At 76.0% G+C, this 12,067-nt stretch carries 11 protein-coding genes; 4 read left to right on the top strand and 7 right to left on the bottom strand.

Annotated features, from left to right (window positions below):
* The first annotated feature begins 418 nt into the window (after positions 1-418).
* Positions 419-1,804, top strand: coding sequence for an MFS transporter (locus tag ABT238_RS24085; protein ID WP_350571997.1), 1,386 nt, complete (start codon positions 419-421; stop codon positions 1,802-1,804).
* A 77-nt stretch (positions 1,805-1,881) separates the two neighbouring features.
* On the opposite strand, the gene ABT238_RS24090 is transcribed toward ABT238_RS24085, so the two are convergent.
* From ABT238_RS24090 to ABT238_RS24100, 3 genes are all read right to left on the bottom strand, one after another.
* A complete protein-coding gene (locus ABT238_RS24090; protein ID WP_350787669.1) occupies positions 1,882-2,547 on the bottom strand; it encodes a GDSL-type esterase/lipase family protein in 666 nt (221 codons plus the stop codon).
* A 132-nt stretch (positions 2,548-2,679) separates the two neighbouring features.
* A complete protein-coding gene (locus ABT238_RS24095; protein WP_350572412.1) occupies positions 2,680-3,243 on the bottom strand; it encodes a DinB family protein in 564 nt (187 codons plus the stop codon).
* A gap of 46 nt (positions 3,244-3,289) precedes the next feature.
* Positions 3,290-3,724: a GNAT family N-acetyltransferase gene (locus ABT238_RS24100; RefSeq protein ID WP_350572413.1), complete on the bottom strand. Its 435-nt coding sequence runs from the start codon at positions 3,722-3,724 to the stop codon at positions 3,290-3,292.
* A 114-nt stretch (positions 3,725-3,838) separates the two neighbouring features.
* Between ABT238_RS24100 and ABT238_RS24105 the strand changes: the two genes are divergently transcribed.
* A complete protein-coding gene (locus ABT238_RS24105; RefSeq protein ID WP_350572414.1) occupies positions 3,839-4,675 on the top strand; it encodes a phosphotransferase enzyme family protein in 837 nt (278 codons plus the stop codon).
* Between the two features lie 31 nt (positions 4,676-4,706).
* Here the strand turns inward: ABT238_RS24105 and ABT238_RS24110 are convergent, their stop codons facing one another.
* On the bottom strand, positions 4,707-5,564 hold the full coding sequence (locus ABT238_RS24110; protein WP_350787729.1) for an S-methyl-5'-thioadenosine phosphorylase: 858 nt from the start codon (positions 5,562-5,564) through the stop codon (positions 4,707-4,709).
* A gap of 224 nt (positions 5,565-5,788) precedes the next feature.
* On the opposite strand from ABT238_RS24110, the gene ABT238_RS24115 reads away from it, so the two are divergent.
* Positions 5,789-6,187 (top strand): hypothetical protein, encoded by a 399-nt coding sequence (locus ABT238_RS24115; protein ID WP_350572416.1) that lies wholly within the window; start codon positions 5,789-5,791, stop codon positions 6,185-6,187.
* A 7-nt stretch (positions 6,188-6,194) separates the two neighbouring features.
* On the opposite strand, the gene ABT238_RS24120 is transcribed toward ABT238_RS24115, so the two are convergent.
* Positions 6,195-7,211: a hypothetical protein gene (locus tag ABT238_RS24120; protein WP_350572417.1), complete on the bottom strand. Its 1,017-nt coding sequence runs from the start codon at positions 7,209-7,211 to the stop codon at positions 6,195-6,197.
* Between the two features lie 326 nt (positions 7,212-7,537).
* Between ABT238_RS24120 and ABT238_RS24125 the strand changes: the two genes are divergently transcribed.
* The gene (locus ABT238_RS24125; protein WP_350787764.1) at positions 7,538-10,720 is read left to right on the top strand and encodes an AfsR/SARP family transcriptional regulator; all 3,183 of its coding nucleotides are present in this window, start codon (positions 7,538-7,540) and stop codon (positions 10,718-10,720) included.
* Positions 10,721-10,782: 62 nt separating this feature from the next.
* On the opposite strand, the gene ABT238_RS24130 is transcribed toward ABT238_RS24125, so the two are convergent.
* Together ABT238_RS24130 and ddaH are read right to left on the bottom strand one after the other, a co-directional pair.
* Positions 10,783-10,995: a hypothetical protein gene (locus tag ABT238_RS24130; protein ID WP_350787780.1), complete on the bottom strand. Its 213-nt coding sequence runs from the start codon at positions 10,993-10,995 to the stop codon at positions 10,783-10,785.
* Positions 10,996-11,217: 222 nt separating this feature from the next.
* The gene (gene ddaH / locus ABT238_RS24135) at positions 11,218-12,030 is read right to left on the bottom strand and encodes a dimethylargininase (protein ID WP_350787795.1); all 813 of its coding nucleotides are present in this window, start codon (positions 12,028-12,030) and stop codon (positions 11,218-11,220) included.
* Positions 12,031-12,067 lie beyond the last annotated feature (37 nt).

Consider the following 12,067-nt stretch of genomic DNA (forward strand, 5'->3'; position numbering starts at 1 on the left):
CGGTCCGCGGCGGTGACCGGGCGGATCTCGACGGTGGCTCCGTCGGTGGGCAGGGCCGTTTCTCCGGATGATGCAGCGACCACGGGGCGAGCGAATTCGGCCTCCGGGGCCCGATCCCGGAGGCCGGAGTGCCGAGGGTCACATCGGGCGGGGTGAGGCGCTCCCGGGGCGGGTGCGGCCCGGTATTGCGGGGCGGAAGGCCGTTGTGTACGGGCCGAGGGCCCGTCCGATTCAGGACTTTCGCCCTGTTTTCCGCTGACCTTCGGCCCCGGGGGTCACGGTGTGGCGCCGGGCAACTGTGGACGGTCGCCTGGTGGACCCCGGGCGAGTGGCCCGGCCTCCTCGGCGGGCCGCCAACGACCGTCTACGCGGCGCACGCGTGCAGTTGCACGCGGTGCGCTCCGGAGGACCCGAACGAATGTCGCGCACCATCGACAACGCCCCGTATACCGCCTTCCACCGCAGGCTCGCCCTCGCCTGCTCCGGTGGACCGCTGCTCGACGGGTACATCCTGAGCATCGTGGGCGTCGCCCTCATCGGCATGCGCCCCGAACTGGGGCTCTCCACCGCCGACGTCAGCCTGATCGGCGCGGCCGCGCTGGTCGGCATGTTCGTCGGCGGCGCGCTCTTCGGCGTGCTGACCGACAAGATCGGGCGGGAGGTGATGTACACCGCCGACCTGCTCGTGATGATCGTCTGCTCGGTGCTGTCCTTCTGGGTCGACGCGGTCTGGGCGATCGCCCTGCTGCGCTTCGTGCTCGGCATGGCGGTGGCCGCCGACTACCCCATCGCGACGTCCCTGCTCGCCGAGTGGCTGCCCGCCAAGCACCGCGGGCGGTTGCTCGGTCAGCAGATCGTCGCCTGGTACGCCGGCGCCGTGCTCGCCTACCTGACCGGCTACCTCTTCCTGACGTTCGGCGGACCGGGCAGCTGGCGCTGGATGCTCGGCAGCTCCGCCCTGCTGTGCGTGGTGTTCCTGGTGATCCGCCGCGGCTCGCCCGAGTCGCCGCGCTGGCTGGCCGCCAACGGCCGGGTCGGCGAGGCCGTGCGCCTGGTCGAGAAGCACCTCGGTGTGAAGGTCGACGGCCGCGAGCTGATGCCCGAGCCCACCGCCCCCGGCGCCCCGACCGGCCTGCGGCTGCTGATGACCCCGCCCTACCGGCGGCGGACGCTGTTCTGCGGGCTGTTCTTCCTCTGCCAGGTCGGCCCGCTGTTCGCGATGCTCACCTTCGGGCCGCAGCTCCTGGAGGCCTTCGGCATGCCGGGCGGCACCGTGCTCGAAACCCTCGGCACCGGCCTGATCAGCCTGGTCTTCCTGCTCGGCTGCTACCCCGCGCTGCGCCTGATCGACACCTGGGGCCGCCGGCCGGTGATCATCCGCTCCTTCGCGCTGATGATCGTCCCGCTCGCCGTCCTGGGTCTGTGGCCGGACGCCCCGGCCGCCGTCGTGGTCGTCGCGCTGTGCGCGTACGCCTTCCTGTGCGGCGGGCCGAACGTGCTCGACTGGACCTACCCCAACGAGCTGTTCCCCACCGAGGTCCGGGCCACCGCCGTGGGCGTGGCCACCTCGGTCAGCCGGATCGGCGCGGCCGTCGGCACCTTCCTGCTGCCGCTGTCGCTGAGCGGCATCGGCACCGGTCCGACCATGCTGATCGCCGCCGCCGTCACCGCGTGCGGCCTGCTGGTCTCCGTGCTCTGGGCCGAGGAGACCCGCGGCACGGCGCTCGGTGCGGCCTCGGCCGCGCCCGGCCGCGCCGACCGGGTGGCCCGGCCCGCGCGCACCGCTCCGCAGCCGGTGCGCTGAGAGTGAATTGGTGACCCGTGGGCGGGGCCGCGTCCCACCGGACGCGGCCCCGCCCACGCGCGCGCCTGCGCCTGCGCTCAGGCGACCCGGCCCAGCCACGCCGCCGCGAGGGCGGCGTGGCCGGCCGACGTCGGGTGCACGCCGTCCGCGGCCCAGTGCTCCGGCTCGGCCTTCGCGGCGAGTTCGGCGAACATGCCGTCGGCGGCGAGCAGCAGCGCGCCGTAGCGGCGGGCGAGCCTGCGGACGGCCTGGATCTTCGGGTCGAGGTCGGCGCGCCACCGCGCGCGTTCCACCTCCCCGACGAGCACGGCGCCGGCCTCGACGACGCCGTGGATCGGCAGCAGGAACGGCTCGACGAGGATCAGCCCGGTGCCCGCCTCGGCGAGGGGCGCGAGCAGGCGGTCGTAGCCCGCCTCGAACTCCTCCACGGGGATCGCGCGCCCGTCCTCCGGGTGCAGCGTCTGCCAGCCCGCGTCGTTGACGCCGACGAGGACCGACAGCACGTCCGGGCGCGCGTCGAGCACGTCCGCCCTCCAGCGGGCTTCGAGGTCCATCACCTTGTCGCCCGCGTTCCCCGTGTTCAGCCAGGTCACCGGCCGGTCGGGGTGGCGGCGGCCCCACTCGCCCGCGACGCGCGCCGGGTAGCCGAACCCGAGACCGTCCCCGCTCTGCCGCCGCAGGCCGTCGGTGATCGAATCGCCGGTGAACATCACGGTGTTCCCCGGTCGGAGGGTGATCGTCATGGGCGCTCCTCGATGTCGACGGGGCCGGGAACGGCCGGTCCTCCCGGAGCCTGCCCGGCCCCGCCGTCGTCAGACCGGCAGGGCGACCGTCATCCCGCTGCCGCCCTGCCGCCGCGGCCGTCCCGTCCCGTCCTACTGGCCGACGCGGCCGTCGACGCACTCGCGGAGCAGGTCGGCGTGGCCGCAGTGGCGGGCGTACTCGTCGATGACGTGCACCATCACCTCGCGGACGGAGAGCTTCTCGCGGCCCAGGCGCGTGCCGAGGTCCTCGGAGTACCGGGCGAGGGTGGCGTCCAGGTCGGCCTGCTCGCGCGCCAGGTCGGCGAACGCGGCGTCCACCACGGCCTGGTCGGCGACGGCACCGTCGAAGTCGGCGTCACGCGGGCCGTAGAGCTTCGGCCGCGGCTCGCCGTCGGTGATCCAGTTGTGCCAGTCGCGCTCCACCTCGGCGAGGTGGCGGACCAGGCCGAGCAGCGACATCGTGGACGGCGGCACCGAGCGGCGGGCCAATTGCTCGGCGTCCAGCCCCTGGCACTTCAGGCGCAGGGTGAGGCGGTAGTTGGTGATCGCCTCCCGCAGGGTGGCCAGTTCGCCGTCCGGACTGGGGCCTTCGTTGTTGCGGGGGTCGTCGTCCGGGTCCATCCACATGTCGGGGTAGACGGTCGCCTCGGTCCAGCGTTCGGGTTGCTCGGTCATGCGGGACATGGTCGTCGGCGGCGGGCCGGTCCGCCACCCGGTTTTCTCAGGGGAAGGCGGGATCGGCCTCGTCGAAGGACCAGCTGAGCACCTCCTGCGCCCCCGGCTCCGCGACGCCCCCGGCGCGCCGGTACACCGAGCGCGCCGCCATGTTGTCGCCGCCCGTGACCGCCCACATGCCGTAACAGCCCAGGGCGCGGGCGAGATCTGCGAGTTCCGCGGTCAGGGCCGGGGCGATGCCGCGGCCGCGAAACCTCCCGTCCACGCCCAGCTCGTACAGGTACATCTCGGTGCCCTTGTCCGGATGGGTGGTCTCGACGCCGGTGACCATCCCGGCCGGCACGTCGTCGACGTAGGCGACGAGCAGGTGGTGGCGGTCGTCCGCGAGGAAGCGGGCGGTGGCCTCGGGGAGCGGGGGCGAGTCGAAGAGGTGCCCGGCGGCCTGGACGTCCTCGGCGCGGGTGACGCGGCGGATCTCCATGGGGGAGATGCTGTCAGAATCCTGACGCGGGTGACAGCGGACCTTCGGGCCAAGCGCTCCGCGCACGGCGGAAATCCGGATGCCGCCGGACGGCGGGCGCGGTACCGTCCGCGCGTGAGCGAACGAGAGCCGAACGGCGGAGGGCGGACACCCGACGGGGGCGAGGAGCGGCTGACGGGCGGGAACGCCACGGCCGGCGTCGTGCGCGTCGGGGACACCGTGCGCCGCCCCGCCGGGCCGTGGACGCCCGCCGTGCACGCGCTGCTGACGCATCTGCACGGGGTGGGCTTCCGGGCCGCGCCGCGTCCGCTGGGCATCGACGAGCAGGGGCGCGAGGTGCTGAGCTTCGTGCCGGGCCGGGTGGTCGGGGACGGCGAGCGGTTCGCCCTGCTGGACCCGGTGGCCCGGCTGGCCCGGGTCGCCCGGCTGATCCGGGAGTTCCACGACGCGGTGGCCGGCTTCACGCCGCCGGCCGACGCCCGGTGGCAGGTGCTGATGCGCGACGACCCGGCGCGGGCCGGGCACGGCGAGATCATCGCCCACCAGGACCTGGCGCCGTGGAACCTGGTGGTCGACGACGGACCGGACCGGTGGACGTTCATCGACTGGGACACGGCCGCGCCCGGCTCCCGGCTCTGGGACCTCGCCTACGCCGCGCACGGCTTCGTCCCGCTGGCCGCCGACCCCGCGCACGGCCGCGCCGACGCCGCCGAGCGGCTGCGCGCCTTCGTCGACGCCTACGGGCTCGACGAGGACGAACGGCGGCGGCTGGTCCCGACGCTGGGGCGGCGCACCCGGGCCATGCACGACTTCCTGCGCGCCCGGGCGGGCCTCGGCGTCCAGCCGTGGACGCGGCTGTGGCAGGAGGGGCACGGCGAGACCTGGCTGGCGAACACCGGGTACATCGAGCAGCGCGAGCAGCGGTGGCTGCGGGCGCTGCTCGACGGCTGAGCCCCGGGGCCGGGGACCGGCCGCGCCGGCCTCACTCCCCCGGCACGCCCGGCAGGCCGGGGGTGAAGCCGTCGAGGGCGTTCCGGCACGGGCAGGAGCGGACGGCCGGCAGCGCCTCCAGGGCCTTGAAGAGCACGGTGCGCAGCCGGTCGACGTTGCGGCCGAACACCTCCAGGACCTCGGCGTGGGTGACGCCCTCGCCGCTCTCCACGCCCGCGTCCAGGTCGGTGACCAGGTTCAGGGAGGTGTAGCAGAGGGCGAGTTCACGGGCCAGCACGGCCTCCGGGTGGCCGGTCATGCCGACCGTCGACCAGCCGTTGGCGGTGAACCAGCGGGACTCGGCGCGGGTGGAGAAGCGCGGGCCCTCGATCACCGCCAGCGTGCCGCCGTCCACCGGCTCCCAGCCGCTGCCGCGCGCCGCGCCCAGCACCGCGGCGCGCCCCGCCGGGCAGTACGGGTCCGCCATCGGCGCGTGCACCACGCCGGGCACCGAGCCGTCCGGCAGCGGCACGCCGTCGTAGAAGGTCTGCGCCCGGGCGGCGGTGCGGTCCACGAACTGGTCCGGGACCAGCAGCGTCCCCGGCCCGTAGTCCGGGCGCAACCCGCCCACCGCGCACGGCCCGAGCACCTGCCGCACGCCGAGCGCGTGCAGTGCCCAGAGGTTGGCCCGGTAGTTGATCCGGTGCGGCGGGATGCCGTGCCCGCGCCCGTGCCGCGGCAGGAACGCCACCCGCCGGCCGCCCACCTCGCCGACGAACAGCGAGTCGCTCGGCGCCCCGTAGGGCGTGTCCACGGCCACCTCGACCACGTCGTCCAGCAGCGCGTACAGCCCCGACCCGCCGATCACCCCGAGCTCCGCCCGCACCCCGGCCACCCGATCGTCCGCCATGCCGCCCGCCTCCCGTCGAAGAATGCCCGTGATGTCAGCCTACGGCCCGGGGAGTTCGCGGATCCTCCGGTCGGGACCGGCAGTCCCGTCTCCGGCGGCGCGCGGCGCCGCGCGAGCACGCACGGAAGGGGCCGGCCCCACCGCGTGGCCGTCACCTCGCCCTGGGAGGATGATGCAGGGGTCGGGGAGCCGGGTGGCGAAGGCGAAGACTGCGGAGGCGAAGCATGGGTGTGGGGCCGCTGGTGCGGGTGTGTGACGGGCCGGGTGGGCTGACGGTGTGGGGGGTGGCCGAGCCGGAGCGGTGGGCGGTGGACGTCAACGTGATGCTGGAGGCGGGCGAGGACGTCGGGGCGGTGGATCTCGGACTGCTCGCTGAGGTGCTGGAGCACCTGGAGCAGGCGGTGGAGGAGGCCCGGCGGTTCGTCTGCGCCGCGTGCGGCGTGACGGAGGATCAGGCGGCGCTGGACGCCCCGGAGGTGAACGTCTACACCGACGGCTGGATGCTGCGGTTCGCGGAGGGGGATCTGCCGCTCTGCGAGCCGTACGGGGTCGGGGTGTGGTTCGAGGGGCTGCGGCCGGTGCGCCTGGAGGACCTGGGCGAGGCCGAGGAGATCGAGGACTGACCGGCGGTCACTGCACCGCGTCCCACTGCTGGAGGGCCGCGAGCGCGGCGGTGCGGTCGGCCGGGCCGAGCAGGTAGTCGGCGACCGGGGTGAGCAGCAGCGTGCCGCGGTCCGGGCCCGGCAGCAGGCGGGCCTCGTCCCAGGTGTGGCGGATGACGGTGCGGCGCAGCAGGGTGCCCTTGCGGCGGGGCAGGCGGGGGCCGGTGGCGGCCTCGGCGCGGCGGCGGCGCTCGGGGGCGAGTTCGGGGGCGAGCGCGGTGCGGACGGCCGCCAGGGCGCCGAGCGGGAGGCGGGGGGCGGCGAGGTCGAGCAGGGCGGCCGCCTCGGGGGCGAGGCGGTAGGCGGCCAGCACGGCGGCGGTCTCGGCGGGTTCGTAGGGCTGGTGGGTGAGACAGGAGAGGTCGAGGAGGGTGAGCGGGTCGAGCTCCTCGGCGGGGTGGTGCAGGCGGTCCTCGGCGAGGGCGATCAGGCACTCGACGTGGTCGTCCGCCACCAGGTAGGGGCGGACCGGCACGGTGGCGCGGTCGCCGGGCAGGGCCGCGGTGGTGAGGTGGACGCGGTACCAGGGGTCGAGCAGCGGGTCCTCGGCGGGCCAGCGGACGGTGACGGCGGTGTGGTGCGGGCGGTCGCCGAGGAGGGTGACGTCGACGGTCTCCACGGGGTGGTCGGTGACCAGCCGGACGACGGCCTGCCAGAGCGCGGCCTCGCCGGGGGCGACCAGGTCCAGGGAGGCCTGCGGCCGGAGCAGGTCGGCCGGGTAGTAGCCGGCCAGCGGGATGCCGTGAATGGCGCGCACGCCGGTGGAGCGGGCGAGGTCGTGGGCGAGGCGGGCGTAGTGGTCGGCGCGGGTGCGGGCGCGGCGCAGCTCGGCGCGGGCGGGTTCGCCCATCCGGACGTCGTCGCGGGCCAGGGCGGAGAGCACGAGGTGCGGCAGGTGGCGGCTGCCGCGGGCGCGGTGGAGCAGTTCGGCCGGCCCGTCGGCCGGGTCGACGTCGAGCAGGTTGTACAGCAAAGCGGTGTTCACGGACGTCCGCCTCCGAAGGTATCGTCATGGCGCCCGACGCCTCCGACGGCCGAGGGCGGGGCGAGCACGGCCGGGCACTGGGGGTATCCGGTCGCGGGAGGTGAAGGAGGGGCGGACCGGACCGTCTCCGGCGGGCCCCGGCACGGTGATTCTGGCCGGTCGGGTTCAACGCGCGGTCACCACAGGCTCAACGGAGTCTCGACACCGCGCGTGACCTTGTGGTTGATAGCGTCACAGAGAATCTGACATGTGCACGAGCGGGGCGGGCACTGTCCTGGGCAGCAGGGGGCAGGATGGGCGATCTCCGTTTTTCCGTACTGGGTCTGATGCGGGCTCACCGCGGCGCGACGGCGCTCAAGGTGGGCAGCCCACAGCAACAGGCGATGCTGGCCGTCCTGCTCCTGAGGCCCGGTCACTCGGCGAGCGCCACGGATCTGATCGCCGCGCTGTGGGGCGAGGAGCCGCCGGGCGCGGCGATGACCACCGTGCGGACGTACGCGTGGCGGTGGCGCAAGGTGCTGGACGCGGTGGAGCCCGCGGCGGAGCCCGGGGAGCCGGGGGCGCCCGGCGCCTCCGGGGAGAAGGCGGCGGGCAGCGTCCTGGTCTCGATGGGCGACGGCTACCGGCTGGTGCTGCCCAAGCTGGCGGTGGACGCGGCGCAGGCGGAGGCGCTGGCCGCCGAGGCGGAGCGGACCGCCCGGGCCGAGCCGCTGCGCGCCCGCGACCTGCTCAACCAGGCGCTGGAGCTGTGGCAGGGCGAGCCGCTGGCCGGGATCCCCGGGCCGTTCGCGGAGCGGCACCGGCAGCGGCTGGAGGAGCTGCGGCTGACGCTGCTGGAGGAGCGGATCGGCCTGGACCTGACGCTGGGCCGCTACTCGCGGTGCATCCCGGAGCTGACCGCGCTCACCACCGAGCACCCGCTGCACGAGCGGGCGTACGGGCTGCTGATGCGCGCGCTGTATCAGGCCGGGCGGCAGGCGGACGCGCTGGCGGTGTTCCGGGGCGTGCGGCAGCTGTTCCTGGCGGAGCTGGGGGTGGGGCCGGGCACGGAGCTGGAGCAGCTGCACCGGCGGATCCTGGAGGCCGATCCGGCCCTGGCCGCCCCGCAGGCGCCCGCCGGCGGTGCGGTGGCGGCCGTGGCGCCGGGCACGGCGGTGGCGGGGCCGGCCCCGGCCCCGGCGCAGAGCCCGGCCGGTGGGCAGGCCGAGGCGGCCGACGGCGCGGAGGCGGGCGCCGCCGACGGCCCGCCGGCCCCCGGCCGGGCCGTCCGGCCGTCCGGCGCGCCGCCGCGGCCGGCCCAGCTGCCGCCGGACGCCGCCGACTTCACCGGGCGGACGGCGCCGGTGCGGGTGCTGTGCGAGGCGCTGGCCGCTCCCGCGGCGGACGGCGTGGACGGCGCGGGCGGCGCGCCGGGCCACCCGCAGGCGCTGGTGGTCGCGACCGTGGTCGGCATGGGCGGGGTCGGCAAGACGGCGCTGGCGCTGCACGTGGCGCACCGCGTCCGGGACGCCTACCCGGACGGCCAGCTGTACGTGGACCTGCGCGGCTCGGATCCGGTGCCGGCCGACCCGGAGGCGGTGCTGAGCGGGTTCCTGGTGGCGCTCGGGGTCGCGGCGGACGCGGTGCCGGACGGGCTGGACGCGCGCTCGGCGCTGTTCCGCTCGGTGGTGGACGGCCGTCGCCTGCTGCTGGTGCTCGACAACGCCAAGGACGCGGCCCAGATCCGCCCGCTGCTGCCGGGCGCGGTCGGCTGCGCGGTGCTGACCACCGGCCGCACCAGGCCGGCCGGGCTGCCGGCGACCGTGCAGGTCGACCTGGACGTGTTCCAGCCGGAGGAGGCGCTGGACCTGCTCGGCCGCACGATCGGCGCGCGGCGGCTGGCGGCCGAGCCGGACGCCGCCCGGGAGCTGGTGGTCGCCTGCGGGCACCTGCCGCTGGCGGTGCGGATCGTGGCCGCCCGGCTGGCCGCCCGGCCGGGCTGGACGGTGGAGACGCTCAGCCGCCGGCTCCAGGTGGAGCGGCGGCGGATCGACGAGCTGCGGATCGGGGACCTCGCGGTGGCGGCGGCCTTCGAACTGAGCTACCGCCAGCTGGCCCAGGACCAGGCCCGGGCGTTCCGGCTGGTGGCCTCGGTGGACGGGCCGGACATCGGGCTGCCGGCGGCGGCCGCGCTGCTGGACCTCGACGAGTACGACGCCGAGGACCTGTTGGAGGCCCTGGTGGACGTGGCGATGGTGGAGTCGCCGTTCCCGGGCCGCTACCGGTACCACGACCTGCTGCGGGCGTTCGCGCGCCGACGACCGGCCGAGGGCCCCGGCCCCGGTGGGGGGACGGGCGGCGGGGGGACGGCCGGCCCGGAGGCGGACGGCGCCGAGGCGGTGGCGGCCCGGGACCGGCTGCTGGACCACCTGCTGGCCACCGCCTGCACCGCCTTCCAGCACGCCGTGCCGGGCGACCCGGCGGCGGGCGCGCTCGGCCCGGCCCGCTCCCCCGGCGTCCCGCTGCCGGGGCGCGACGCCGCCCGCGAGTGGGCGGCCGTCGAGGGGACGGGCGCGGTGGCGCTGGCCGCGCAGGTCGCCGCCGACGCCGCCACCGGGCGGGGCGCGGCGCTGCGGGCGGCGATCGACCTGCTGATCGCGCTCACCCCGTTCGTGCTCACCCCGCCGAGCCGTCAGCTCGCCGCGACGGCCGACGCGCTGGCCGAGGCCGCCGCCCGGGACGGCGACGGCCGGGCCGAGGGGCGGGCGCACTTCCTGCGCGGCAACGTCGCGCTGGCCGCGACCCGGCTGGACGCGGCCGAGGCGGCGTCCAGCCGGGCGGTGGAGGCGGCCCGCGCGGCCGGGGACTCGGTGGTGCTGCGGCAGGCGCTCAACGACCTCGGGCTGATCTGCCAGTTCCTGAGCCGCTACGACGAGGCGGTGGACCACTACGACGAGGCGCTGCTGCTGGCCAACCGGCTCGGGCACCGCTCGGGTGCGCTGGTGACGACGGTGAACGCGGCGCTGGCGCGGGTGCGCAGCGGGCGGGCGGACGAGGCGGTGACGATCTGTCACGAGGTGCTGGCCGAGCTGCGGACCCGGCAGGACGACCCGGGCCGGGCGTACACGCTGTACGTGCTGGGGCTGGCGCTGCACGCGCTGGGGCGGCACGAGGAGGCGGTGACCTGGTTCGGCGAGTGCCTGGCGGTGTCGGTGGCGGCCGGTCTGCGGGACCGGGCCGCGCATGCGCGCTACCGGCTGGCGGACAGCCTGCGCGAGCTGGGCCGGGCGGACGAGGCGCTGGACCACGCGGAACAGGCGCTGGCGCTCTGCGTGGAGCTGGGCGCGGAGCGGGACCAGGCGCAGGCGCTGGTGGTGCTGGGCTGTGCGCTGGCGGACCTCGGGCGCGGGGGCGAGGCGGGGGCGAGGCTGCGGGAGGCGCTCGCGATCTTCCGGCGGCTGGGGCTGCCGGAGGCCGCCGAGGTGGCGGGGCTGCTCGCGGAGCCGGCGTTCGCGCTGGTGGATCCCTGAGCGGCGGGTGGTGCGGGGGTGGCAGAAACGGTTCTGCGTGCGGTCGTGAGGGCGGGCGGGGCTCAGGAGCCGGTGCTGTTCCAGTCCGAGTGGCCGCTGCCGTCGGTCGGGGTCGGGGTCGGCGTGGCGGTGGGGGCGGTGGTGCCGGTGCCCGTGCCGGTCGCGCCGTCCGCCATCGCGGTGCCGGCCGCGCCGAGGGCGAGCAGGGCGCCGAGGCCGAGGCCCGCGACGGCCAGGCTGATCCGGGCGGTACCGGTGATCGAGCGCTTCGCCATGACTGCTCCTCGGGTGCTGTTCCCTGCCGGGAAGGGGCTGTGCCGGGCTCTCCCCGGCTGACGTGATCAGCATGGCAAGGGGCGTTCAACGGCCGATCGACGCAGGAGCAGCGTGCGTCGATCGGCCGCGTTGACCGGAGCTCCGACCGGAGCGTTGTTCGAAGCGTTGATCGGAGCGTTGATCGGAGCGTTGATCGGAGCGTTGACGGCCGGCCGGCCGGGTCAGGCCGCGTGCCGGATCTCCAGGGTGCAGCACTTCACGCTGCCGCCGCCCTTGAGCAGCTCGGACAGGTCCACCCCGATCGGCCGGTAGCCGTGCTCGCGCAGCCGGGCCGCGACGCCGGTGGCCGCCTCCGGGAGCACCACGTTCAGCCCGTCGCCGGCCACGTTGAGCCCGAACGCCTCGGCGTCCTCCTCCCCCACCAGCACCGCGTCCGGGAAGAGCCGGCGCAGCACCGCCCGGCTGCCGGCCGAGAAGGCGCCCGGGTAGTACATGATCCGGTCGCCGTCGAGCACGCTGAGCGCGGTGTCGAGGTGGTAGAAGCGCGGGTCGACGAGGTCCAGGCCGACCACCGGGCGGCCGAGGAACTCCTGCGCCTCGGCGTGCCCGGCGGAGACGCTGCGAAAGCCCCGGCCCGCCAGCAGGTAGCGGTCGGTCAGCAGCAGGTCCCCCTCGCCCTCGTTGACGTGCACCGGGTCGTGGGTGGCGAAGCCGCGGGCCCGGAACCACTCCAGGTACGCCGGGCCCTCGGCGGCCCGCTCGGGGTGGCGGAACCGGGCGCCGAGCACCCGGCCGTCGACGACGGTGGCGCCGTTCGCCGCGTACACCATGTCGGGCAGGCCGGGCAGCGGGTCGATCAGGTCGACCCGGTGGCCGAGGTCGAGGTACAGCTCGTACAGGCGCTCCCACTGGGCCACGGCGAGGCCGGTGTCGACGGGCTTGGCCGGGTCCATCCACGGGTTGATCGCGTAGCTGACCTCGAAGTGGGTCGGACGGCACATCAGGTAGTGGCGCGGGCGGGCGGTGCGGGTCACGGCAGGCTCCGGAGGTGAGGGTGAGGGCGGGAGGAGC

It is taken from the genome of Kitasatospora sp. NPDC001527 (genome assembly GCF_040298605.1).
GTDB lineage: Bacteria > Actinomycetota > Actinomycetes > Streptomycetales > Streptomycetaceae > Kitasatospora.

Coding starts and splice junctions, on each gene's coding strand:
- ABT238_RS24115 (WP_350572416.1), top strand. CDS start 5,789: ATGGGTGTGGGGCCGCTGGTGCGGGTGTGTGACGGGCCGGGTGGGCTG.
- ABT238_RS24085 (WP_350571997.1), top strand. CDS start 419: ATGTCGCGCACCATCGACAACGCCCCGTATACCGCCTTCCACCGCAGG.
- ABT238_RS24100 (WP_350572413.1), bottom strand. CDS start 3,724: ATGGAGATCCGCCGCGTCACCCGCGCCGAGGACGTCCAGGCCGCCGGG.
- ABT238_RS24110 (WP_350787729.1), bottom strand. CDS start 5,564: ATGGCGGACGATCGGGTGGCCGGGGTGCGGGCGGAGCTCGGGGTGATC.
- ABT238_RS24090 (WP_350787669.1), bottom strand. CDS start 2,547: ATGACGATCACCCTCCGACCGGGGAACACCGTGATGTTCACCGGCGAT.
- ABT238_RS24125 (WP_350787764.1), top strand. CDS start 7,538: ATGCGGGCTCACCGCGGCGCGACGGCGCTCAAGGTGGGCAGCCCACAG.
- ABT238_RS24095 (WP_350572412.1), bottom strand. CDS start 3,243: ATGACCGAGCAACCCGAACGCTGGACCGAGGCGACCGTCTACCCCGAC.
- ABT238_RS24130 (WP_350787780.1), bottom strand. CDS start 10,995: ATGGCGAAGCGCTCGATCACCGGTACCGCCCGGATCAGCCTGGCCGTC.